This is a genomic window from Frigoribacterium sp. MCBA15_019 (assembly GCF_001864945.1).
Taxonomy (GTDB): Bacteria; Actinomycetota; Actinomycetes; order Actinomycetales; family Microbacteriaceae; genus Frigoribacterium.
Genome location: NZ_MJGS01000020.1, coordinates 1 through 24,025 on the forward strand (window position 1 = coordinate 1; position 24,025 = coordinate 24,025).

A 24,025-nucleotide genomic window follows, 5' to 3' on the forward strand; every position below is an offset into this window, starting at 1 on the left:
TCTCAAGGACCAAACGCACCTGGGACCCAGTCTTAGAAGACCTTCGCCCTGGGCAGTTCTGTTACCTGATTGCACTGACTGACGATGCCGAATCCGTGCCGAAGTCCCTTGCGGAACGAGCCGTAACTCTACATCACCTTGTTCAGTGTTCGCAACTCACTTGGTCCGAGGCTGTGAAGCATCTCGAGGACTTGGAAGTTGATCCCGCTTGAGGGTTGGAGGAGCTCCGCTCCGCCGCACCTTTGGGGTGACAAGAAGCAACTGTAGCCATGTCCTGGCGATTCTGGCCAACCCTCCATGCATCCCGGGCGTGTCGCGCTACGCATCGCGGAGGTACGGGCCCTTCAGCCCAAGGGCAGCACGAGCACAGCGCCGAGAGACACCGAGGCGATGGTGATCCACGACATCAGGCCCACGAGGACGGCGCGACCACCGGTGCGGACGAGGCGCTCGAGTCGGATCCCCGACCCCAGGCCGACGAGCGCGAGCCCGAGCAGGACCGACTGGACCGTTCCCGCGGTCGTGAGCAGCGCCTCCGGAACCGGGACCACCGTGCGGATGACGACCGCCACGGCGAATCCGACGACGAACAAGGGCACGATCGGCGGTCGGGCGCCGGCGCCGGCGCCGGCGTCCTGCCGACGGACGATCGTCGAGGTGATCGCCACGATCGGGGCGAGCATCAACACCCGCGTGAGCTTGACGATCACCGCGATCGCGAGGGCGGCGGCTCCGGCGGTCTGCGCCGTGGCGACGACCTGCCCCACGTCGTGCACGCTCGCTCCCACCCAGGCTCCGAACTCGAGGTGAGTCAGACCGACCCACCCACCCACCAGGGGCAGGACGGCGATCGCGAGGGTGCCGAACAGCGTGACCAGGGCGACGGGGGTCGCCGCGTCCTTGCCGCGATCCCGGGTCACGGCACTCATCCCACCGATGGCCGACGCCCCGCAGATCGAGAATCCGGCCGCCAGCAGAAGGGGCTGGTCACCGGGAAGACGGGCCCACCGGCCGAGCAGGTAGGTGACGCCGAAGGTGAGCACGAGGATCGCGACCACCACGACGACCGTCACCCACCCGAGGCCGGCGACGTCGACCAGGCTGAGCTGGAGGCCGAGCAACACGACGCCGATGCGCAACAACCGCTTGGAGGCGAGCGTGAGTCCGGGCTTGCAGACGCCGTCGAGCACCGGTCGGAGGGGCCGGACCTGAGCGACGGCGATGCCGAGCATGACGCACCACGTCAGGACGGGCACCGCCGGCAGCACGAGGTGCAGGCCCCAAGCCAGCCCGTAGGCGGCCCCGGCGACGACGAGCCCCGGCACCGGACGCGCACGGAAGGGCGCGTCGACGGCGGCGGGGCTCACCGGACGGGCCTAGACCCGGTTCTTGGCGGGGTTGATCAGCGAGCCGAGGCCCGAGATCGCGACCTCGACGGTCTGGCCCGACGTGAACGGACCGATGCCCGCAGGCGTTCCGGTCAGGATGACGTCGCCGGGCAGCAGGGTGAACACGTCGGTGACGTACTCGATGAGCTCGGGGATCTTGTGGATCATCTGCATCGTCGACTCGCGCTGCATGACCTCGCCGTCGACCCGGGTCTCGATGGTGGCGTCCGCCCAGTCGAACTCGTTCTCGATGTAGGGCCCGAGCGGCAGGAAGGTGTCGTAGCCCTTGGCGCGGGTCCACTGGCCGTCGGCGTTCTGCACGTCGCGGGCCGTGACATCGTTGGCCACGGTGTAGCCGAAGACGACGTCTTGGTAGTCCTCGGCCTTGACGCGCTTGGCGATCGAGCCGATGACGATGGCGAGCTCACCCTCGAAGTCGACCCGGCCGACGTCGGGCGGCAGCTGGATCGAGTCGCCGAAGCCGATGACCGTCGTGTTGGGCTTGAGGAACAGGACGGGCGCCTCGGGCGCGGACTGGCCGAGCTCGTCGGCGTGGTCCTGGTAGTTCAGGCCGACCCCCACGATCTTGGAGCGCGGGATCACCGGCGCGAGCAACTTGGCCTGACGCAGGGACACCCGCTCACCGGTCGTCTCGTACCCGCTGTACATCGGGTCGCCGGCGAGGACGATGAGCTCGCGCTCGTCGACGATGCCGTAGCGGGGGTCTTCTCCGGGCGTGGCGAAACGGGCGATCTTCACGCGTCGAGCCTAGTCATCCAGCCGTGGACGTCGGGACGGCGGCCGTACTGGATGTCGGTCAGCTCGTCGCGCAGCGACATGGTCAGTTCGCCGCCGGACGCGGCGGGCGACCCGATGTGGATGCCCTCGCCCTTGAGCTCGGCGATGGGGACGACGACCGCGGCCGTACCGCAGGCGAAGACCTCGACGATGTCGCCCGACTCGACGCCGTCACGCCATTCGTCGATGGTCACGCGACGTCGTTCGACGCGGTGCCCCCGGGCCTCGGCCAACTCGAGGATCGAGTCGCGCGTGATGCCCTCGAGGATCGAGTCGCTGTCGGGCGTCACGAGGGTGCCGTCCTTCTTGACGAGCACCACGTTCATGCCGCCGAGCTCTTCGACGTAGTTGCTCTCGGACGAGTCGAGGAACAGCACCTGCTGGCAGCCGTTCTCGTAGGCCTCCTGCTGCGGCAGCAGTGACGACGCGTAGTTGCCGCCGGTCTTGGCCGCACCCGTGCCGCCCTTGCCGGCGCGGGCGTAGTTCGTGGTCAGCCAGATCGAGACGGGAGAGACGCCGCCGCTGAAGTAGGCGCCGGCCGGGCTCGCGATGACGTGGTACGACACCTCGTGCGCGGCCCGGACCCCCAGGAACGCCTCGGTGGCGATCATGAACGGTCGCAGGTAGAGGCTCGTCTCGGGGGCCGACGGCACCCACCCCAGGTCGGCCCGCACGAGCTGGCGGACGGACTCGACGAAGTCGTCCGTGCTGAGCTCGGGCAGGGCCAGCCGGCGGGCCGAGCGCTGCAGGCGACGACCGTTGGCGTCCGGGCGGAACGACCAGACCGAGCCGTCGGCGTGCCGGTAGGCCTTCATGCCCTCGAAGATCTCTTGCGCGTAGTGCAGCACCGACGCCGACGGATCGAGCTGGAGAGGGCCGTACGGGTGCACGGACGCCGCGTGCCAGCCGTCGGCGAGGGTCCACTCGATGGTCACCATGTGGTCGGTGAAGTGCTTGCCGAAGCCGGGGTCGCTGAGGATCGTCTCGCGTTCGGCGTCGTCGCGAGCCGTCTCGGACGGAGTCAGCTCGAACTGCAGCGGGAAGTCGGCCGAGTCGTCGGTCGGGGCGGAGACGTTGTCGGTGGTGGTCATGATGCCCTTCAGGCGGAGGCAGACGGGGACAGGGTGCGCACGCGGTCGGCGATCGCCGTGCCGATCTCGGCGGTGCGGCGGGCAGGGACGGACACGTCGCGCGAGGCGCGGTCGGCGATGTCGGCGTCGACCGCGCGGGTGACCCGGGCGGCCGCGTCGGACAGGCCGAGGTGGTCGAGCAGGAGCGCGACGGAGAGGATCGCCGCCGTCGGGTCGGCCTTCTGCTGACCCGCGATGTCGGGAGCCGAACCGTGCACGGGCTCGAACATGCTCGGGAAGGCGCCGTCCGGGTTGAGGTTGCCCGAGGCCGCGAGCCCGATTCCGCCGCTGATCGCGCCGGCGAGGTCGGTGAGGATGTCGCCGAACAGGTTGTCGGTGACGATGACGTCGAAGCGGGACGGGTCGACCACGAGGTGGATGGTGGCCGCGTCGACGTGCTGGTAGTCGACCGCGACGTCGGGGTACTCGGCGGCGACCGCGTCGACGGTGCGCTGCCAGAGGCTGCCCGAGAAGACGAGCACGTTCGTCTTGTGCACCAGGGTCAGGCGACCACGGCGGCTGCGGGCCTTCTCGAAGGCGAAGCGCACCACGCGCTCGACGCCGTAGGCCGTGTTGACGCTGACCTCGTTCGCGATCTCGTGCGGCGTGCCCTGCCGCAGCGTGCCTCCGTTGCCGACGTAGGGGCCCTCGGTGCCCTCGCGGACGACGACGAAGTCGACCTCACCGGGCGCCGAGAGTGGCGAGGCGACACCGGGGTACACCTTGGTCGGCCGGAGGTTGACGTAGTGGTCGAGGGCGAAGCGCAGCTTCAGCAGCAGGCCGCGCTCGATGATGCCCCCGGCCAGCCGGGGGTCGCGGGGGTCGCCGCCCACCGCGCCGAGCAGGATCGCGTCGTGCGAGGCGACGGCGGACAGGTCGTCGTCGGTGAGGATGTCGCCCGTCTCGAGGTAGCGCCCCGCGCCCAGCGAGAACGTCGTGACCTCGAACGTCGCGTCGTCGCCCGCCGCGACCTCGAGCACCTTGAGCGCCTCGGCGACGACCTCGGGGCCGATGCCGTCTCCGGGGATGGCGGCGAGTCTGACGGTGCGGGGCATGGTTCTCCTGGCGTCTCGGGGGGCTCGCCACACTTTACCCGTGGGCAGGAGGGCCGCGCGGGCCGGGCGACCGGGTCGGTCCACCCGTGCCGGGGTGGCCCGGCACGGCCCGGGCCTCAGTCGGCCGAGGAGGCGCGGCGCAGGGTCGTGAGGGCGACCACCACCGCGGCGACCATCACCAGTGCTCCGACCCCGGCCGTGACGACGAGACCCTGGTCGAAGGCGTCGGTGGCGGCGTGCAGCAGGGGCCCCGCGAGCGAGTCGGGCAGCCCGTCGGAGACCGCCACCGCGCCTCCCAGGGTCTCGCGAGCGGCCTCGCCGGCCTCGGCGGGGACGTCGGCGGGGACGACGAGCGCACCCCGGTAGATGGCCGTGAGCATGCTGCCGAGCACGGCGGTGCCGAGCACGGCGCCGACCTCGTACGCGGTCTCGGACACCGCCGAGGCGGCCCCAGCCCGGTTCGCGGGCACGGCCGCGATGATCAGGTCGTTCGAGATCGTCTCGGCGGCACCGACGCCCAGGCCCACGAAGGCGAAGGCCACGACGAACACGACCACCGGGGCCCCGGCACCGGTGGCGAAGACCGCCGCGTAGGCGAGAGCGGCGGAGGCGAGGCCGATCGCGACGATGGTGCGCGGGCGCAGCCACCGGACGACCCGTACGACACCGAGGCCGGCCAGGATCATCACCACGAGACCGGGCACCAGCGTCATCGCCGCCTGCAGCGGTCGCAGCCCGGCGACGAGCTGCAGATGTTGGGTCGTGAAGAACAGGAAGGCCACGAGCGCCACGACGGCGAGCAGGTTGACCATGACGGAGCCGGCGAACACCGGGTTCGTGAAGAGCCGCACGTCGAGCAGCGGCCTCGGTCGACTGAGCTGGCGCCGGACGAAGAGCCAGCCCGAGCCCACGCCGACCACGGCCAGGGCGGCGACGGGCCAGACGAAGCCGTCGGTCGCGAGCAGCTTGATCGCCGCGACGACCGGGGCCATCGCCGCGAGGGACAACAGCACCGAGAACGGGTCGGCGGGCCCCGGGGCGGGGTCGCGGCTCTCCGTGAGCAGCAGGGGGCCCGCGATCAGCAGGGGGACGAGCACGGGCACGGCGACGAGGAACACCGAGCCCCAGGCGAAGTGCTCGAGCAGCACACCGCCGACGATCGGCCCCAGGGCCGACCCGGCGGCGAAGCCCGAGGCCCAGACGGCGATGGCGAGCCGACGCTGCTCGCGGTCGAGGAACGTGCTGCGCAGCAGCGAGAGGGTCGCCGGCATGATCATCGCGCCGAAGAAGCCCAGAACGGCCCGGGCCGTGATCAGCTGCTCGGCACTCGTCGAGAACGCCGCGAGCACCGAGACCACGGCGAACCCGCTCGCCCCGATGAACAGCAGCTTGCGCCGGCCGAACCGGTCGCCCATCGAGCCCATGGCCACGAGCAGGCCGGCGAGGACGAGCGAATAGACGTCGACGATCCAGAGCTGGCCCGCGGCGCTCGGCTGCAGTGCGGTCGAGATCTCGGGCAGCGCGAAGCTCAGCACCGTGTTGTCGACCGAGACGAGCAGCACGGGCAGCATGAGCACGACCAGCGCGGCCCACTGTCGTCGCCCGGCACGGAGCGGAACGCCGGTCGGGGTCGTGGTGGTCACGGTGGCGGGGCGGGTCATGGTGCTCTCTCGCGGTCGGTGGGGCGGTGGGTGGACGGCCTGTGCTGTGGGGCAGGCACCGCCCGTCGGCGATCCGACGAGGGCAGGAGGCGCGGGCCCTGACCGTCCGGACGGTACAGTTACACCGTCCAGACGGTACAGTAACAGAATGAGTCCTCGACCGTCAGCCCGGGAATCGATGCTCGACACGTTCGAGACGCTCGTCGTCGACGACGGCGAACGCGCCGCGACCTTCGACGCCGTCGCCGCTGCCGCCGGCGTCTCGAAGGGCGGACTGCTCTACCACTTCCCCACCCGCGAGGCGCTGGTCGACGGCCTCGTCGACCGGCTCACCGCACTGCTCGACGACGACGTCGCCGCGATGACCAGTGCGCCCGAGGGCGTCGTGGACTACTTCGTCCGCACGTCGTCGCCCGCTGCCATCCCCGCCGACGACCCGCTCGACCGCTGCATCACCGCCGTCTCGAACCTGGCGTCCAGCGGGCGCCACCCCCGCGCCCTCGAGGCCCTGACCGCCATGCAGTCGCGCTGGCACCAGGTCGTCCTCGACGCCGTCGGCGACCCCGCGGTCGCCCGGGTCGTGTCACTCGTGTCGGACGGGCTCTACTTCACGCCTCGGCCGTTCTCGCCGGTGGACTCGGGCGGTGACCCGCGCCACGACACGTCGATCGACGACGTCATCGCCGTGCTGCAGCGGCTCGTGCCGCGCAGCTGACCCGCGCCTCCTGCGGTCCCGGCCGGCCGGACCCCGGGAAACCGCCGAGACCCCTGCGCGCGCGGAGGGGTCTCGGCGACTTCTCGGGGTCTCGGCGATCAGACGGCGACGATGCAGGCGGGGCTGCCGAGCGTGAACAGGTCGACGGGGGCGCCGGGCAGACCGGTCGTCTCGTCGAGCGGCAGCACCGAGACCGTGTCGGAGCCCTGGTTGGCGCAGTAGAGCAGACCGTCGGCGATGGCGAAGTGCCGTGGCCAGTCGCCGCCGCAGGGAACCTGCCCGACCAGGCGGAGCCGTGAGGGCTCGCCGCGGTCGGAGCCGCCCTCGGCGTCGACCGAGGTCTCGAGCACGCTGATCGTGTCGCGGCCGCGCGTGGCGACGTAGACCCGCGAGCCGTGCACGGCCAGGTGCGACGGGAGGTCGCCCCGCTCGTTCGGCTCGCCCTCGACGACCGCCACCGAGTACGGGATGACGAGTTCGTCACCCTGGCGGCGGACGACGTACAGACGGGCGTCGAGCTCGCCCACGACGAGCAGGTCGTCCCCGAGCCAGGCGAGGTGTCGCGGACCCGAACCGGGAGGCATGGGGTGGACGGCGACGATCGACGGCTCGAGCGTGACGACGTCGACGGCGACCTCGATCAGCCGGTCGGTGCCGAGGTCGCTGACCAGGTGCGTGCCCCACGGCGTGGCGACGATCTGGTGGGCGTGCGGCCCGCCCTGGCGATCGGCGACCGGGCCGGAACCCGACGGGAGCGCGACGGTCGCCGTCACGCGCGCGGGGTCGGTGGCCTCGGAGCTCAGCACCCCGAAGGTGCCGCCGACGTAGTTCGCGACGAGCAGGGCGTTGGAGGCCGGGTCGTGCGCGATGTGGCAGGGCGAGGCACCGCCGGACGCGGCGACGCCGGCCTCGACCAGGCGGCCCGCCGCGATCGTGTACGACAGCACGCGGCCCTCGTTCGTCTCGGCGACGGCGTGCAACGCCCCCTCGGTGACGACCAGGAACGACGGGTCGTCGGCCTCGACGACCTGCCCGGCCTGCCAGCGGCCGTCGGCCCGCGACCGCTCGAGGACGGTGATGCCGACGCCGTGGCCACCGCTGACCGCGGTGTACGAACCGACGTAGAGACGCTGCGGGGCGGACGGGTCGGGGTCGCTCACGCGCGGCCCGCCGTCGGGTCGTCGCCCGCGGCGATGCGCTCGTGGTGGTGGATCACCTCGGCGACGATGAAGTTCAGGAAGGACTCGGCGAAGGCCGGGTCGAGGCGGGCCTCTTCGGCCAGGCGGCGCAGGCGCTGGATCTGCACGCGCTCACGCTCGGGGTCGCTCGCCGGCATGCCCGCCGCCGCCTTGAGCAGGCCGACGGACTGCGTGTACTTGAACCGCTCGGCGAGCATGTGGACGAGGGCGGCGTCGATGTTGTCGATGCTCTGGCGGATGCCCGCGAGCTCGTCGATCGCGCCCTGGTCGGCTGAGCTGAGGGGGCTGTCCGCCCCGAGAGGACTGTCGAGTGCCATGCACCGACCCTATCGGCGCGCCCGGCGACGGGACCAGCGACGGACCGCCACGGACGAAGGAGGCGCGTCCCGCTCTCGCAGGACGCGCCTCCTTCACGGCCGGGTCGGCCCGGGCCGGGTCAGTCGACCAACGTGAGGGTGACCTCGACGTTGCCGCGCGTGGCGTTCGAGTACGGGCACACGTGGTGGGCCGCGTCAGCGAGCTCTTGACGACGCTCGGGCTCGACGTTCGGCGTGTAGATGTCGAGCTCGACGGCGAGGCCGAACCCGCCCTCGCCGTTGCCGCCGATGCCGACGCTCGCCGAAACCTCGGCGCCCTTCGTGTCGACGCCGAGCTTCTTGCCGGCACCGTGCATGGCGCTGAGGAAGCAGGCGGCGAAGCCCGCGGCGAACAGCTGCTCGGGATTGGTGCCCTCGCCGGAGCCACCGAGTTCTTTGGGGGGACGCGTGTCGAAGTCGAGTCGGTCGTCTTCGCTGCGGACGTGGCCGTCGCGACCCCCGCCGGTGGCGTGGGCGATGGCGGTGTAGGCGATGTCGAGTGTCATGAGGAGAAGACCATACCTAGATTCTGGGAGTTGGCTCGGTGGTGGGTGAGTGTGGTAGCGCGGCTCAGCCGAGCAGGTCGTGACGCTGGACGATGGCGTCGCGGCCCGGGCCGACGCCGATCGCCGAGATGCGGGCGCCGCTCATCGCCTCGACGGCGAGCACGTAGTCCTGCGCGGCCTTCGGCAGGTCGTCGAAGCTGCGGGCACCGGTGATGTCTTCGGTCCAGCCGGGGAACTCTTCGTAGATCGGCGTCGCGTGGTGGAAGTCGCTCTGCGAGACGGGGACCTCGTCGTGGCGGACGCCGTCGACGTCGTAGGCGACGCACACCGGGATCGTCTCGAGGCCGGTGAGCACGTCGAGCTTCGTCAACACGAAGTCGGTGACGCCGTTGATGCGCGCGGTGTAGCGGGCAATCGGGGCGTCGTACCAGCCGCAGCGGCGCGGGCGGCCGGTGGTCGTGCCGAACTCGAAGCCGTTGGCCCGCAGGAACTCGCCCGAGGCATCGAAGAGCTCGGTCGGGAACGGGCCGGCTCCGACGCGCGTCGTGTACGCCTTGACGATGCCGATGACGCGTTCGATGCGGCCGGGCCCGATTCCCGAGCCGGTCGAGGCGCCGCCCGCGGTCGCGGACGAGGACGTGACGAACGGATAGGTGCCGTGGTCGACGTCGAGCATCGTCGCCTGGCCCGCCTCGAAGAGGACGGTCTTGCCGGCCTCGAGCGCCTGGTGGATCTCGAGCGCCGTGTCGGCGACCATCGGCTTGAGCCGCTCGGCGTACGAGAGCAGCGACTCGACGACCTCGTCGACCTCGATCGCACGCCGGTTGTAGATCTTGACGAGCAGGTGGTTCTTCTGGTCGAGGGCCGCCTCGACCTTCTGCCGCAGGATGCCCTCGTCGAAGATGTCCTGCACGCGGATGCCGACGCGGTTGATCTTGTCGGCGTAGGTCGGGCCGATGCCGCGACCGGTGGTGCCGATTTGGCGCTTGCCGAGGAAGCGCTCTGTCACCTTGTCGAGGGTGCGGTGGTAGTGCGTGATGACGTGCGCGTTCGCGCTGACCCGCAGCCGGGAGACGTCGATGCCCCGCGCGATGAGCGCGTCGAGCTCGTCGAAGAGCACCTCGATGTCGACGACGACGCCGTTGCCGATGACGGGCGTGACGCCCGGCGAGAGGATGCCCGAGGGCAGCAGGTGCAGCGCGTACTTCTGGTCGCCGATCACCACGGTGTGGCCGGCGTTGTTGCCGCCGTTGAACTTGACGACGTAGTCGATGCGGCTCGACAACAGGTCGGTGGCCTTGCCCTTGCCCTCGTCGCCCCACTGGGCTCCGATGATCACCACTGCTGGCATGGGTTTCTCCTCATGTCGGGGAACGCACCGGGTGAGGTGCACTTGAGTCTACCGACAGGCTCGTCCGGGCCGCCCGGAGGCGACCGGACCCGCCGAGGAGGCGCGGCGCGCGACCCGAGAGCCACCCCCGGTGGCCATTTGTGGTCACGTACGACAAACTGTGCCCATGAGTCTCGTCGCCGGGGTCGACTCATCGACCCAGAGTTGCAAAGTCGTCGTCCGTGATCTCTCGACGGGCGAACTCGTCCGGCAGGGGTCGGCCGGACACCCCGAGGGCACCGAGGTGCCTCCGTCCGCCTGGTGGGAGGCGCTGCTCGCGGCGATCGCGGACGCCGGCGGCCTCGACGACGTCGCCGCGCTCTCGGTCGCCGGTCAGCAGCACGGCCTCGTCGCCCTCGACGCCGGCGGGCGCGTCGTGCGCGACGCCCTGCTCTGGAACGACACCCGCAGCGCCCCGGCAGCCCGCGACCTGATCGACGAACTCGGGGCCGAGCAGTGGGCCCGACGCACGGGCTCCGTCCCCGTCGCGTCCTTCACCGCGACCAAGCTGCGCTGGCTGCGCGACGCCGAGCCCGAGAACGCGGCGCGAGTGGCCGCGGTGGCCTTGCCGCACGACTGGCTCACCTGGCGCCTCCTCGGTCACGGCCCTGCCGACGAGAGCCCGCTCGGGCCCGACCTCGACGCCCTGGTCACCGACCGCTCGGACGCCAGCGGCACCTCGTACTGGAGCCCCGCCGGCGAGGCGTACGACCTCGACCTGTTCGAGCACGCCTTCGGTCGCGGGGCACGCGAGGCCACCGGCTCCCCCGCGGGCGACGACGAACGCATCGTGTTGCCGCGGGTGCTGCACGCCGACCAGGCGGCCGGGACGACGATCACGGACGGCCCGGTGCCCGCCGGCATCGTGGTCGGTGCCGGCGCGGGCGACAACGCCGGCGCAGCCCTCGGCCTCGACGCCACGGTCGGCGACCTCGTCATCAGCATCGGCACCAGCGGCACGGCCTTCGCCGTCACCGACCGGCCCGTGACCGACCCCAGCGGCACGGTGGCCGGCTTCGCCGACGCCGCGGGCGGCTACCTGCCGCTGATCGCCACGCTGAACGCGGCCCGGGTGCTGTCGTCGATCGGCGGGCTGCTCGGCGTCGACCACGACGAACTGGCCCGCTTGGCCCTCGCGGCCGAGCCGGGCGCCGGTGGCGTCACGCTCGTGCCCTACTTCGAGGGCGAACGCACCCCCGACCTGCCCGACGCCACGGCCACGCTCTCGGGCCTGACCCTGGCGAGCTCGACCCGCGAGAACCTGGCCCGCGCCGCCGTCGAGGGCATGCTGTCGGCGCTGTCCGACGGTGCCGCCGCGGTCCGTCGACAGGGTGTCGAGGCGACGCGGGTCCTGCTCATCGGCGGGGCGGCCCTGAACCCGGCCGTACAGGACGTCGCGCGGCAGGTGTTCGACCTGCCCGTGGTCGTGCCCGAGCCGGGCGAGTACGTCGCCGACGGTGCGGCACGGCAGGCGGGCTGGGCCCTGTCGGGGACGCGACCGTCCTGGGCTCCGGCGACCAGCGCCTCCTTCGAGGCCGACCTGCGACCCGCCGTCGGCGAGCGCTACCGGGCCGCGCAGCGGCTGGGGTCGCTGCCGCGGCCGTGACGCCGGTGCTCGCGGCTCACGGCTCGCGGCGCGGGGCGCGGGGCGCGGACGACAGGGGAGGCGCGGGTGACGCCACCTAGGATCGGACCATGCCCAGCGACCCGGCCAGCACGCGCACGACCATGGCCGAGGACTACCTCAAGGTCATCTGGAAGGCCGAGGAGTGGGCCGAGGCCGGCAGCGACTCCGGCATCTCGACCAACGAGATCGCCGCCACGCTCGGCGTCAGCGCCTCGACCGTCTCGGGCAACCTGCGCAAGCTCGACCGCGACGGCTACCTCGACTACGAGCCCTACCGGCGCATCGCGCTGAGCGACCAGGGCCGGGCGATCGCCGTGTCGATGGTGCGTCGCCACCGCCTGATCGAGACGTACCTGGTCGAACGCCTGGGCTACGGCTGGGACGAGGTGCACGACGAGGCCGAGGTGCTCGAACACGCGGTCAGCGATCGATTGCTCGACCGGTTCGACCTCGAGCTCGGGCACCCCACGGCCGACCCGCACGGCGACCCGATCCCCGCGGCCGACGGCACGGTCGTGCGGCCTCCCGCCCACCCGCTGGGCGACTTCGTCGAGGGCGAGTGCGGCTTCGTCGTCCGCGTCTCGGACGACGAACCCGAGCTGCTGCGCTACCTCAGCTCGCTCGACCTGCGGGTCGGCGCGCACGTCCGCGTCGGCGAGCGCCGCGACTACGCCGGCTCGCTGCACGTCGTGCTGACGGATGCACACGACCAGGCGGTCGGCAGCGTCGAACTGGCCGGCGTCGCCGCGGCGTCGGTGTGGGCGAACTCCGAGCCGCACACGCACGCCTGAGGCACAGGGCGGCGGTCGACCCCGCCTGCCTGCCCGCCTGCCCGCCTGCCCGCCACGAGGTAAACAACCCGCCACCCGATTGCGTGGCGGGTTGTTTACTTCGTGGCGGGTCGAACGCCACGAGGACGACATCAGGAGGCGCGGGTCACGGACGCCGGGTCGGCCAGCACCTCGGCGAAGACCAGTTCTGCGGCGCCGATCGTGAGCCGGTCGACTCCCAGCGCGGCGCGGGCGACGCGGACGTCGTCGCGGGCACCGGGCAACGACTGGCTGCGGACCCGATCGGCGAGCCGGCCGGGGTCGGCCGCGTGCAGCGAACCGAGGAAGCCGCCGAGCACGATCAGCTCCGGGTTGAACGAGTTGACGACGCCCCGCAGGGCGACGGCCAGGAAGTCGATCTGGCGCCGGACCTCGACGGCCACGGACGAACCGGGCTCGGCACCGGCGAGCGCCGCGTCGAGCTGGTCGGCCTGACCGCGGTCGAGCCCCGTGACGGCGAGCAGGCGGGCCTGCCCGACCTCGGTCTCGAGGCAGCCTACGGCGCCGCAGTGGCAGAGCTGGCCGACCGAGTTCACGAGGGTGTGCCCGATCTCTCCGGCGAAACCGCCGACGCCGGTCACCGGGCTGCCACCGATCAGGACTCCCCCGCCGACGCCACTCGCACCGCCGTTCAGGAACACGAGGTCGTCGACGCCCCGCCCGGCTCCGAAGCGCCCCTCGGCGACCGCACCGAGCGACGCGTCGTTGGCGGCGCGGGTCGGCAGACCGGTCGCCGACGCGACGACCGCGGCGAACGGCTCGTCGATCCAGCCGAGGTGCGGGGCGAGGCGCACCACTCCCCCGTCGGAGCCGACCAGGCCGGGCACCGCGAGACCCACCCCGAGCACCCGCACGTCGGGAGACAGCGCGGTGGTCCGCAGCTCGGCGATCACCTCGGCGGCGAGCGCCGCGGCCTGGGGCGCGCTGGGCACGCCGTCGGTCTCGCGGCGGACGCGGTGCTGCACGACGCCGTCGAGCCCGACCACCCCGACCGTGACCGCGTCGATCTCGGGGTTGACCGCGACGGCGACGACACGGGGGCTCGGCGCGACGACCGGGCTGGGACGCCCGACCCGGTTGGTGCCGACCGGGTCGGTCTCGACGACGAGCCCCAGGTCGACGAGTTCGCCCACGAGCGCGGCGATCGTCGAGCGGTTGAGGCCGGTCGCCTGGGTCAGGCCCGACCGCGACGTGGCCCCGTCGGTGTGGACGATGCCGAGCACCGTCGCGAGGTTGTCGCGCCGGACCCGGTCGAACCGAGCACCGAGATCGGGTGCCGCCTCGGTCTCGCCGCCGCCCTGCTGTCGTGTCACGTCTCGTGCCGTCACGTCGTCGCCCCCTCGTTCGTCGAGGCTACCTCGACCGGCCGAGCGGCCGGGGCCCCGGACGGACGCCGCCGCGTCCTCACGGTCAGGAGACGGTGCCGCTCACTCCCGCGCCGGCGAGCCCGAGGAAACCCACACCGAAGACGAAGACGATCAGCAGCAGCCACCCGACGACGAACAGACCGTTGAGGATCAGGCCGGCGACCGCCATGCCCCGCCCGGCCGGTTCCTTCTTCAGCCCGACGATCCCGAGGACGAGACCGACGAGCGGGACCAGGAAGGTGAATCCGAAGAAGATCGACACGAGGCCGATCACCATGCTGGCGACGCTGAGACCGCGCGGGGGACTCGGCTGCGCGTACTGCGTCACCCACACCTGCGAGGGCTGCTGGTACTGCTGGACGGGGAACGGCGGTTGCTGCTGGTAGTGCTGCGGCGCCTGGTACTGCTGCTGCGGCGGGGGGCTCTGCGGCCACGGTTGCGGCGGGTGCCCGTCCTGCGGGCGGGGCTCGTGAGGGTCGGACATGTCGTCTCCGTGCTGATCGAGTACGGGCTGGTCGCGCCCAGTCTGTCGCCTGGGAGGTGGCACCACGACCCCTGAGCGGATGAACCTGGGCGGCCGGCCCCTCCCGGGCGACGGGCGGCACACGTGCCACCCGTCGACCGCGGGACTCAGACCTCGTCGACGCGCCAGCCGGTGGCGGCGGTCTCGACCGACACCGCGCCTCCTGACCGCGTGACGACGAAGTCGGCGGACTCACCCGTGGGCGTCGTCACCGTGAGCGAGCGGCTGCCGTCGCCCCCGGGGAACACCTTGAGCACGAGACCGTCGAGGTAGTCGTGGTCGGGGCGGTCGTCCCGCGCGCCGACCGGGATCACCGCCCCCTCGCGCACGTAGAGCGGCAGGCTCAGCACGTCGTGCCGTTCGGTGCGCCAGGTGCCGGAGCCCGCGTCGACGACCTCACCGGTGAACCAGTTCGTCCAGCGTCCGGCCGGCAGGTAGACCTCGACGGTGCCGTCGGCCGAGAAGACCGGCGCGACGAGCAGGTCGTCGCCGAGCAGGTACTGCGTGTCCACGTGGGCGGCGCCTCGGTCGTCGGGGAAGGCCAGGGCCATCGGACGCATGACCGGCAGCCCCGAGCGCGACGACTCGAGCCCGGCGGCGTACAGGTAGGGCATGAGCGACAGCTTCAGCTTCGTGAAGCGCCGGGTGACCTCGACCGCCTCGTCGTCGAACGCCCACGGCACCCGGTACGACGAGCTGCCGTGGAACCGGCTGTGGCTCGACAGCAGGCCGAAGGCCGTCCACCGCTTGTAGACCTCGGCGTCGGGGGTCCCCTCGAAGCCGCCGATGTCGTGGCTCCAGAACGAGAAGCCGCTCATGGCCAGGGACAGTCCGCCGCGGAGGGTCTCGGCCATCGACTCGAAGGTCGACGTCGAGTCGCCACCCCAGTGCACGGGAAGCGCCTGACCGCCCGTCGTCGCCGAACGGGCGAAGACGACCGCGTCACCCTCGCCGCGTACCTCCTCGAGCACCTCGAAGACCGCCTGGTTGTAGAGCTGCGTGTACCAGTTGTGCATGCGCTCGGGGTCGGAGCCGTCGTGCCAGACGACGTCGGTGGGAATTCGCTCGCCGAAGTCGGTCTTGAACGCGTCGACGCCCTGGGCCTGCAGCCGACGTAGGTGGCCCTGGAACCAGGCCGTCGCCTCGGGGTTCGTGAAGTCGACCAGCCCCATGCCCGCCTGCCAGAGATCCCACTGCCAGACGCTGCCGTCGGGGTTCTTCACGAGGTACCCGGCGTCGGCCGCCTCGCGGAACAGCGTCGAGCGCTGCCCGATGTAGGGATTGATCCAGACGCAGACGCGCAGGTCCCGGTCGTGCAGCCGGGCGAGCATGCCCTCGGGGTCGGGGAAGACGCGAGGGTCCCACTCGAAGTCACACCATCGGAACTCGCGCATCCAGAAGCAGTCGAAGTGGAACACGCTGATCGGCATGTCGCGGCGGGCCATCTCGTCGACGAAGCCCGTCACCGTCGCCTCGTCGTAGTCGGTCGTGAACGACGTCGACAGCCACAGGCCGTACGACCAGGCCGGCACGTGGGCCGGTCGACCGGTCAGGCGCGTGTAGCGGTCGAGCACGTCGGCCGGGGTCGGGCCGGCGATCACCAGGTAGCGCAGGGTCTCGCCCGCCACCGAGAACTGCACCCGCTCGACCGACTCGGAGCCGATCTCGTACGACACGTGGCCCGGGTGGTCGACGAGGACGCCGTACCCGCGGTTCGTCACGTAGAACGGCACGTTCTTGTAGGCCTGCTCGCTCGAGGTGCCGCCGTCGGCGTTCCAGACGTCGACCGTCTGGCCGTTCTTGACCAACGGGCCGAACCGCTCGCCGAGGCCGTAGACGAGCTCGCCGACACCGAGCGAGAGCTGCTGAGAGACGTAGCTCGGAGCGAGGACGCGCCCGGTGCCGGCCCGGGCGTTGCCGAGCATCGCCCCGTCGACCTGGGCGTCGGCGGCGACCCGGTGGTAGCCGACCGACTTGTGGCCCGAGCGGGTGAGCACGGTCTCGCCGTCGCGGAAAGTCAGGTCGAACGGCGCACCGCGACCGACCGTGGCGGTGAGGCGTCCCGAGGTCAGGGTCGCGCCTCCTTCGCTCGTCTCGACGACCCCCACTCCGGCCGGGCCGCCCTCGGAACCCACCAGGTCGAACCCGATCTCGTCGCGACCACCGGCGAAGTGCGTGACGTCGACGGCGATGACGCCCTCCATCGGCGAGCTCAACGCGACGGTGAGCGTCGGGCGGTTGAGGGTGTCGCCTCGCGAGGCGATCACCTTGGTGGGCGCGGTGACCTCGATCGAGCGTCCGTCCGCCCGGGCCTCGACGTCGTGGACCTCCTGGGCGAAGAGGGACTCGACCCCCGGGCGGATCTGCCAGAAACCGTCGGTGAACTTCATGTGGAGCCTTTCGGGGTGGAACGCGTCACTTGACCGCGCCGGCCGTGATGCCGCGGGTCAGGGTGCGCTGGAAGATCAGGAAGAAGACGAGCGTGGGGATCAACCCGAGCAGGGCCGACGCGCTCGTCGTGGTGACGTCCATCAGCCGGTCGCCCTGCAGGGCGGTGATGGCGACGGGAACCGTCTGGTTGCCGTTCGACACCAGGAAGGTGAGCGGGATGAGGAACTCGTTCCACGTCCAGATGAAGAAGAAGATCGCGAGCACCGACAGGGTCGGCCGACTGATCGGCACGATGACCCGCCAGAGGATCTGCCACCGACTCGCCCCGTCGAGCGACGCCGCCTCGAGCACCTCTTTCGGGAACGTGCCGTAGACGCTCGAGAGCAGGTAGGTGCCGAAGGCGCTCTGGATCACCGTGAAGATGATGATGACCGCCCAGATGTTGTCGTAGAGGCCCACCTGCTTGAACATGAAGTACAGCGGGTAGAGCAGAGCCTCTTGGGGCAGCATGTTGGCCAGCAGGAACAGCACGATGATCCAGGTGCGGCCGCGGACCCGCCCGATGCCGAGCGCGTAGGCGTTGAACACCGAGATGACCACGGCGAACAGGGCGACCAGCCCGGCGATCACGAAGCTGTTCCAGAGCTTGGCGGGGAACTCGACGCGGTTCCAGAAGTCGACGAGGCCGTCGAAGTACAGCGACGTCGGCAGGCTGAGCGGCCCTCCGGTCGTGTAGTCGGCGGGCGACTTGAACGAGTTGACGAGGATCAACAGGAACGGCAGGGCGATCAGCACGCCGAAGGCGATCGCCGCGACGAGGATGAGCCAGTCGGTGGCCGTCTTCTTGCGCCCCCGTCTGTTCGCCTTCGGGAGGCGCGGGCTGGGCACCGCGGGACGGATGCGGTCGTCTTTCACCGGCGGCACGACGGTCGTGGCCATCAACGTTCCCTCTCTGCTCGTTCGACCCGGTTCTGTGCCCGGATGAAGAAGATCGTGATGACGACGATGACGAGCGTCAGCGCCGTCGCGATGGTCGCGCCGTAGCCGACCTGCTGACTCTGGAAGAACTCGCTGTAGGCGTAGTAGCTCGGCACGATGGTCGAGTCGCCGGGGCCGCCGCGGGTCAGGGCGTAGATCGGCCCGAACACCTTGAGCGCGGCGATCGTGCAGGTCAGCACGACGACGAAGATCTCGGGTCGGATGATGCTCACCGTGATCGCCCGGAACCGCTGGAACCAGCCGGCACCGTCGAGTTCGGCCGCCTCGTAGAGCTCGGGGTCGACCCGTTGCAGCGCGGCCATGAAGATGACGACGGGATAGCCGAGCTGCACCCAGACCATCACCACCATGATGCTGAGCAGGGCGGTGTCGGGACTTCCGAGCCAGTTGTGCTGCAGGGCGCCCAGCCCCACCGCGTCGAGCACGGTGTTCAGCGCACCGTTCTCTGGTCGGAGTATCCAGCCGATGACGATCGCGGCGATCGCCACGGGCAGGATCTGCGGCAGGTAGTAGGTCGCCCGCAGGAACGACGCGAAACGGCCGCCGAACTTGCGGCCGATGAGGTCGAAGAGCATCGCCGCGAGCAGCAGGCCCAGCACCGTGGGGACGACCACCATCGCGATGATGAGGAAGACGCTGTTGAGGAAGGACGTCCAGAACCGGTCGTCGCTCATCAGCTCCCGCCAGTTGTCGAGCCCGGCCCAGGTCGGCGGACGGATGCCGCGGTAGTCGGTGAAGCTGAGGTAGACGTTCCAGATCAGCGGGACCAGGATCACGACGGTGAACAGGACGAAGCCCGGGATCAGGTACAGCCAGAAGCCCGCGCGGCGGGCTCCGGGGAGGAGGCTCTCCTCCGGCGGGAGGGCCGACGACGTGCGTCGACCCTCCCGACGGGGGCGCGCCTCCCCGGCACCGGGGCGGGTGTCGAGGGAGGTCACGGCTACTTCCCGGTGATGTCGTCGACGCCGCTCTGGTACTGGTCGCCCAGGGTGGTCAGCATCTCGTCCGGTGTGGCCGTGCCGTTGACGAGCTCTTGCGTGCCCGCGACCAGCTGGTCGTAGAAGGTCGGCGTGGGCCAGTCCGGGTAGAACGCCAGGCCGTCGCGGTCGAGCAGGGTGTTGAAGTTGGCGATCAGCTCCTGGCTCTTCGGGTCGGTGATGTCGGCGGGGTCGGCCTTCACCGGCACGCCACCGTTGTTGCCGATCAGGTTCTGGATCTCGGGGCGCATCGTGATGTCGATGAACTCGTACGCGAGGTCCTTGTTGGCCGCGTTCTCGGGGACGACCCAGAGGTTGCCGCCCGAACCCGGTGCCATCTCGCTGCCGGGGAAGAGGAACGTGCCCCAGTCGAAGGTGGCCTCGTCGGCGACGCGACCGGCCCACCAGCTTCCCGAGACCATGATCGGCGCCCCGCCGCTCATGAACGTGGTGCCCATGTCCTCGGCCTTGATGCCGGTGACGTCCTTCGAGATCCACCCGTTGTCGACGTACTCCTTCAGCTTGTTGGCGGCGTAGCTCAGCTCGGGGCCCTGCCAGTCGACGTCGCCCTCGTAGAGCTGGTAGTCGTCGACGAACGAGCGGTCGGCCTTGGAGAGGGCCAGCTGGTAGAAGAGCTGGCCGAGCGGGTACTCGCCGCCGGCCTCGGCGAGCGGCGTGATGCCCGCGTCGGTGAAGGTCTGCAGGGCCGTCTCGAACTCGTCGTAGGTCGTGGGCACGGCGATGCCCTGCTCGGCGAAGGCGTCCTTGTTGTAGAACACCTCGACGTACTCGCCGTAGTTCGGGATGCCGTACCAGCTGCCCGACCCCATGACGCCTCTCTCGTCGTACTTCGAGGTCGTGGCGATCGACGGGGCGAGGTCGTCGTCCCAGCCGTACTCGTCGACGGCGTCGTCCAGGTCGGCGAGGAGCCCCTGGCTCGCGAGCAGGCCCGCCGTCGCGTTGCCCTTGTTGTACTCGAGGATGTCGGGCGCCTCGTTCGAGTTGAGGACCTGGCTGGCGGTCGAGCGGATCTGCTCGAAGCTCTTCTCCTCGAACTCGACCTTCGCGCCGGTCTCTTCTTCGAAGGTCTTGATGGCCTGGTCCCAGGCGATGCCCATCGCGCTGGTCTCGCTCTCGAAGTGCCAGAGCTTCAACACGTTGGGGTCGGAGGACCCTCCGCTGCCGGCCGAGCAGCCGGTCAGCAGGGCCGCGGTGGCCGCGAGGGCCGTCCCGACGGCGACGATGCGTCGTTTCTTCATGGTGTCTACTTCCTCGTAGAGGCCCCGCGTCGATCGTCGAAGCGTTTCGACGATCGACGCGGAGCGATGTGATCTGAGCGTCGGATGACGGTGGTGCGGATGGTGCGGTGGTGCGGTGGTGCGGTCGGTGGGGTTCAGGAGGCGCGGTTCGGCCCGGAGACCGAGCCCTTCGCCAGGTAGGTGGGCGCGATCAACTCGACGCCCGTGTCGAGACGGCCTTCGATCCGCTCGAAGGCGGCCTCGACCGCCCGTGAGCACATCTCGTCGATCGGCAGCGGGATGGTGTCGAGGGCCGGCTCGAACTCGTCGGCGGGGTAGCTGGCACAGGCCGCCAGCACCGAGAGGTCGCGGGGTATCTCGAGACCGAGACGCCGTACGCGCTGGAGGACGGCCTCGGCGGTGGGCTCGCTGCAGTGCAGGACGAGCGCGGTCATGCCCGGCAGCTTCTCGCGGAGGTCGTCGAATGCCCGGACGGCCGACGCCCGCCCGAGGTCCGCCGCCACGGTCAGCGTCTCGACGCCGCGGCCCTCGGCACGGGTGGCGAAGGCGTCGTCGAAGCGACGGATGAAGCCGGTGTCACGCTCGCTGTACGAAGCCGGGTGGCCGATGACGCCGATCGATCGGTGCCCCACGTCGGCCAGACGGTCGACGCTCTCGGCGGCCGCGGCGGCGAAGTCGAGGTCGATGCAGGCGAGGTCGTCGACGCCCTGCGGGATGCCGATGAAGCCGGCCGGCAGGTCGAGCTCGCGGACGAGGTCGACGCGTTCGTCGACGGTCGCCACGCCGATCGCGACGACGCCGTCGACGAGCGAGCTCGAGGCCACGCGACGGATGCCGGACACCTCGTCGTCGGTGGCGAGCAGCAGCACGTCGTAGTCGCGACGACGAGCCGCCTCGACGACGGCGGTGACGAACCGCATCTGGGTGGGCTGATGGTTGTCGGGCCGGATCGGCGCGCTGAGCGCCAGGATGTTGGTCCGGGCACCGGCCAGCATGCGGGCTCCGGCATGCGGCCGGTAGCCGAGACGCTCGACGGCGTCGGTGACCCGCTGCCGGGTCGACGCCGCGATCGACCGCTTGCCCGACAGGGCGTACGAGACCGTCGAGATCGACACACCGGCGGCCTGGGCCACGTCGTGGATCGTCGTCATGATGACCTCGCTGTCGGTTGTCGAACTGGTGCGGAAGCGCTTCGACTGCCGCGGGTCGAGACACTACGACAGCCGCGGCGCGGCGCGCAAGTCTTTTGTGGGACCCCGCGACAAATGACCTCCGCCCCTTCCGTACTGCCCGGGGAAGGGATATGTTGAGGCTCACAACATTCGCGTCGAGGCGGGACCGCCCGACGCGATCGACCGCTCGACCCTGGAAGGGACACCGATGTCCACCACCCCCACCCGCGAAGACAAGTTCTCGTTCGGCCTCTGGACGATCGGCTACAACGGCTCGGACCCCTTCGGCGGCCCGACCCGCCCCCAGCTCGACGTGGTCGAGGCCGTCGAGAACCTCGACCGCCTCGGCGCCTACGGACTGACCTTCCACGACGACGACCTGTTCGCCTTCGGCTCGACCGACGCCGAACGGCAGAAGCAGATCGACCGCCTCAAGGGCGCGCTCGACGCGACCGGCATCGTCGTGCCCATGGTCACCACGAACCTCTTCAGCGCACCCGTCTTCAAGGACGGCGGCTTCACGTCGAACGACCGCGGCGTCCGTCGCTTCGCCCTGCGCAAGGTGTTGCGCAACATCGACCTCGCCGCCGAGCTCGGCGCGAAGACCTTCGTCATGTGGGGTGGCCGTGAGGGTGCCGAGTACGACAGCGCCAAGGACGTGCAGGCCGCCCTCTCGCGCTACAAAGAGGGTGTCGACATGCTCTCGCAGTACGTGCTCGACAAGGGCTACGACCTGCGCTTCGCGATCGAGCCCAAGCCCAACGAGCCCCGCGGCGACATCCTGCTGCCGACCCTCGGTCACGCGATCGCGTTCATCGAGACGCTCGAGCACCCCGAGATGGCCGGCGTGAACCCCGAGGTCGGCCACGAGCAGATGGCCGGGCTGAACTTCACGGCCGGCATCGCCCAGGCGCTGTACCAGGGCAAGCTCTTCCACATCGACCTCAACGGTCAGCGCGGCATCAAGTACGACCAGGACCTCGTGTTCGGCCACGGCGACCTCCAGAACGCCTTCTCGCTCGTCGACCTGCTCGAGCACGGTTCGCCCCAGGGCGGACCGACCTACGACGGCCCGCGTCACTTCGACTACAAGCCCTCGCGCACCGAGACGATCGACGGCGTGTGGGAGTCCGCGGCCGCCAACATGCGCATGTACCTGCTCCTCAAGGAGCGCGCGCAGGCCTTCCGCGCCGACCCCGAGGTGCAGGAGGCCCTGGTCGCCAGCCAGGTCGCCGAACTCTCGGTGAACACCCTCGCCGACGGCGAAGGCTACGAACAGCTGCTCGCCGACCGCGCCTCCTACGAGGACTTCGACGCCGACGCCCACTTCGGCGGACACGGCTACGGCTTCGTGCGCCTGCAGCAGCTCGCCCTCGAGCACCTGATGGGCGCTCGCTAGACGACCCACCTGCCGAACGGTCACGACTCGCCGCTCACGTCCGGACGTGAGCGGCGAGTCGCGTCTTCTCGACCCGGCGTCAGGGTGCGCTACCGTGCTGAGCACCCCGACCGAACGGACACCCGAATGCCCGCACGCCCCCGTCGCCGTCCGAACGCCCGCCCCTCCGTCGCCGTCATCGGCACCCGCGGCTATCCCAGCTACTACGGCGGGTTCGAGACCGCGGTGCGCCGGATCGCCCCCGCCCTGGTCGACGCCGGCTGGGACGTCACGGTCTACGGTCGCGACGGGTCGACGCGCGACGACGACCCCGCCCGCGACCGTCGCGTGACCTCCCGCCTGACGAAGGGCGTCGAGAGCAAGTCCCTCAGCACCCTGAGCTACGGCCTCACCGCCGTGCTCGACGCCCTCGTTCGGCGGCCCGACGCGGCCCTCGTGATGAACGTGGCCAACGGCTTCTGGTTGCCCCTGCTGAGGCTGCGGGGCATCCCCGTGCTGGTCAACGTCGACGGCATCGAGTGGGAGCGCGCCAAGTGGGGGCGCGCGGCCAAGACCGTGTTCCGTCTCGGAGCCAAGGCCAGCGCACGCTTCGCGAACGGGTTGATCTGCGACGCCCGCGAGATCGTCCGGCGCTGGCAGGCCGACTTCGGGGTGGACGGCCTGTTCATCCCCTACGGTGGCGACCCGGTCCGCGACCTGCCGGTCGAGCCGGGCCAACGACACCGCGGGTACGCCCTCGTCGTCGCGCGCTTCGTCCCCGAGAACACCGTGGTCGAATTCGTCGAGGCGGCCCGCACGATCGCCGAGCGGCACGACGTCGTCATCGTCGGCTCGACCGGCTACGGCGGCGAACTCGACGAGCTCGTCCGTGCGCTGGCCGACGAGGACGACCGCGTGACCTGGCTCGGTCACGTCAGCGACGACGACCGTCTGCACGCCCTCTGGCAGCACGCCGGGGCCTACTTCCACGGCCACAGCGTCGGCGGCACGAACCCCGCGCTGGTGCAGGCGATGTTCGCGGGGGCGCCCGTCGTCGCGCGCGACACCGTCTACAACCGCGAGGTGCTCGACGGAGCCGGCACCCTGGTGGCGCCCGAGCCCGCCGCCATCGCCGCCGCCGTCACCGCGCTGCTCGACGACCCCGCCGAACAGCAGCGTCTCAGCGAGGCGGCCCTCGCTCGTGCCGCGGACGCCTACACCTGGCAGTCCGTCTGCGACGCCTACGAGGAGGCACTACGAGCCACCCTGCCCCGCGCGCGCTGACCGACGACCGCGGTGCCGAA

General features: G+C 70.9%; 21 protein-coding genes. 5 read left to right on the top strand and 16 right to left on the bottom strand.

From position 1 onward, the window contains the following. Window positions 1-344: 344 nt before the first annotated feature. The 5 genes from BIV04_RS14540 to BIV04_RS14560 form a co-directional block, all read right to left on the bottom strand. Entirely contained in the window at window positions 345-1,367 is a 1,023-nt protein-coding gene (locus BIV04_RS14540) for a YeiH family protein (RefSeq protein ID WP_071257132.1), read from the bottom strand. Window positions 1,368-1,376: 9 nt separating this feature from the next. After that, window positions 1,377-2,147 carry a fumarylacetoacetate hydrolase family protein gene (locus tag BIV04_RS14545; RefSeq protein ID WP_054146214.1) on the bottom strand — a complete coding sequence of 257 codons (771 nt, stop codon included), beginning with the start codon at window positions 2,145-2,147 and terminating at the stop codon, window positions 1,377-1,379. After that, the gene (locus BIV04_RS14550; protein ID WP_071257134.1) at window positions 2,144-3,277 is read right to left on the bottom strand and encodes a branched-chain amino acid aminotransferase; all 1,134 of its coding nucleotides are present in this window, start codon (window positions 3,275-3,277) and stop codon (window positions 2,144-2,146) included. Before BIV04_RS14550 ends, BIV04_RS14545 begins: the two co-directional genes overlap by 4 nt. Window positions 3,278-3,285: 8 nt before the next feature. Then, window positions 3,286-4,371, bottom strand: a complete 1,086-nt coding sequence (locus tag BIV04_RS14555) for a 3-isopropylmalate dehydrogenase (protein WP_071257135.1) — start codon at window positions 4,369-4,371, stop codon at window positions 3,286-3,288. 116 nt (window positions 4,372-4,487) lie between these two features. Next, window positions 4,488-6,032: an MFS transporter gene (locus BIV04_RS14560; protein ID WP_071257136.1), complete on the bottom strand. Its 1,545-nt coding sequence runs from the start codon at window positions 6,030-6,032 to the stop codon at window positions 4,488-4,490. 148 nt (window positions 6,033-6,180) lie between these two features. On the opposite strand from BIV04_RS14560, the gene BIV04_RS14565 reads away from it, so the two are divergent. Beyond that, window positions 6,181-6,747 (top strand): TetR/AcrR family transcriptional regulator, encoded by a 567-nt coding sequence (locus BIV04_RS14565; RefSeq protein ID WP_071257137.1) that lies wholly within the window; start codon window positions 6,181-6,183, stop codon window positions 6,745-6,747. Between the two features lie 98 nt (window positions 6,748-6,845). Here the strand turns inward: BIV04_RS14565 and BIV04_RS14570 are convergent, their stop codons facing one another. From BIV04_RS14570 to BIV04_RS14585, 4 genes are all read right to left on the bottom strand, one after another. After that, window positions 6,846-7,907, bottom strand: coding sequence for a beta-propeller fold lactonase family protein (locus BIV04_RS14570; protein ID WP_071257139.1), 1,062 nt, complete (start codon window positions 7,905-7,907; stop codon window positions 6,846-6,848). Continuing rightward, window positions 7,904-8,263 carry a chorismate mutase gene (locus BIV04_RS14575; RefSeq protein ID WP_082452693.1) on the bottom strand — a complete coding sequence of 120 codons (360 nt, stop codon included), beginning with the start codon at window positions 8,261-8,263 and terminating at the stop codon, window positions 7,904-7,906. The genes BIV04_RS14570 and BIV04_RS14575 overlap by 4 nt, the downstream gene beginning before the upstream one ends. 119 nt (window positions 8,264-8,382) lie before the next feature. Next, window positions 8,383-8,808, bottom strand: coding sequence for an organic hydroperoxide resistance protein (locus tag BIV04_RS14580; protein WP_054146207.1), 426 nt, complete (start codon window positions 8,806-8,808; stop codon window positions 8,383-8,385). Between the two features lie 64 nt (window positions 8,809-8,872). Continuing rightward, entirely contained in the window at window positions 8,873-10,159 is a 1,287-nt protein-coding gene (locus BIV04_RS14585; protein ID WP_054146206.1) for an adenylosuccinate synthase, read from the bottom strand. Between the two features lie 166 nt (window positions 10,160-10,325). On the opposite strand from BIV04_RS14585, the gene BIV04_RS14590 reads away from it, so the two are divergent. Both BIV04_RS14590 and BIV04_RS14595 read left to right on the top strand, forming a co-directional pair. Further along, on the top strand, window positions 10,326-11,804 hold the full coding sequence (locus tag BIV04_RS14590) for a xylulokinase (RefSeq protein ID WP_071257140.1): 1,479 nt from the start codon (window positions 10,326-10,328) through the stop codon (window positions 11,802-11,804). Between the two features lie 89 nt (window positions 11,805-11,893). After that, window positions 11,894-12,616, top strand: coding sequence for a metal-dependent transcriptional regulator (locus BIV04_RS14595; RefSeq protein ID WP_071257142.1), 723 nt, complete (start codon window positions 11,894-11,896; stop codon window positions 12,614-12,616). A gap of 131 nt (window positions 12,617-12,747) precedes the next feature. On the opposite strand, the gene BIV04_RS14600 is transcribed toward BIV04_RS14595, so the two are convergent. The 7 genes from BIV04_RS14600 to BIV04_RS14630 form a co-directional block, all read right to left on the bottom strand. After that, window positions 12,748-13,983 carry an ROK family protein gene (locus tag BIV04_RS14600; protein ID WP_083396510.1) on the bottom strand — a complete coding sequence of 412 codons (1,236 nt, stop codon included), beginning with the start codon at window positions 13,981-13,983 and terminating at the stop codon, window positions 12,748-12,750. Window positions 13,984-14,065: 82 nt separating this feature from the next. Next, window positions 14,066-14,506: a DUF4190 domain-containing protein gene (locus tag BIV04_RS14605; protein ID WP_071257144.1), complete on the bottom strand. Its 441-nt coding sequence runs from the start codon at window positions 14,504-14,506 to the stop codon at window positions 14,066-14,068. A gap of 146 nt (window positions 14,507-14,652) precedes the next feature. After that, window positions 14,653-16,935, bottom strand: coding sequence for an alpha-xylosidase (yicI, locus tag BIV04_RS14610; protein WP_071257145.1), 2,283 nt, complete (start codon window positions 16,933-16,935; stop codon window positions 14,653-14,655). Window positions 16,936-16,960: 25 nt separating this feature from the next. Continuing rightward, entirely contained in the window at window positions 16,961-17,875 is a 915-nt protein-coding gene (locus BIV04_RS14615) for a carbohydrate ABC transporter permease (protein ID WP_071257146.1), read from the bottom strand. Then, window positions 17,875-18,873: a carbohydrate ABC transporter permease gene (locus BIV04_RS14620; RefSeq protein ID WP_071257147.1), complete on the bottom strand. Its 999-nt coding sequence runs from the start codon at window positions 18,871-18,873 to the stop codon at window positions 17,875-17,877. The genes BIV04_RS14615 and BIV04_RS14620 overlap by 1 nt, the downstream gene beginning before the upstream one ends. Window positions 18,874-18,875: 2 nt before the next feature. Beyond that, window positions 18,876-20,171 (bottom strand): ABC transporter substrate-binding protein, encoded by a 1,296-nt coding sequence (locus tag BIV04_RS14625; RefSeq protein ID WP_071257149.1) that lies wholly within the window; start codon window positions 20,169-20,171, stop codon window positions 18,876-18,878. 134 nt (window positions 20,172-20,305) lie between these two features. Beyond that, a complete protein-coding gene (locus BIV04_RS14630) occupies window positions 20,306-21,322 on the bottom strand; it encodes a LacI family DNA-binding transcriptional regulator (protein ID WP_071257151.1) in 1,017 nt (338 codons plus the stop codon). 229 nt (window positions 21,323-21,551) lie between these two features. On the opposite strand from BIV04_RS14630, the gene xylA reads away from it, so the two are divergent. Further along, window positions 21,552-22,742: a xylose isomerase gene (gene xylA / locus BIV04_RS14635; protein WP_043593145.1), complete on the top strand. Its 1,191-nt coding sequence runs from the start codon at window positions 21,552-21,554 to the stop codon at window positions 22,740-22,742. A 126-nt stretch (window positions 22,743-22,868) separates the two neighbouring features. Beyond that, entirely contained in the window at window positions 22,869-24,005 is a 1,137-nt protein-coding gene (locus tag BIV04_RS14640; RefSeq protein ID WP_071257152.1) for a glycosyltransferase, read from the top strand. The last annotated feature ends 20 nt before the right edge of the window (window positions 24,006-24,025 follow it).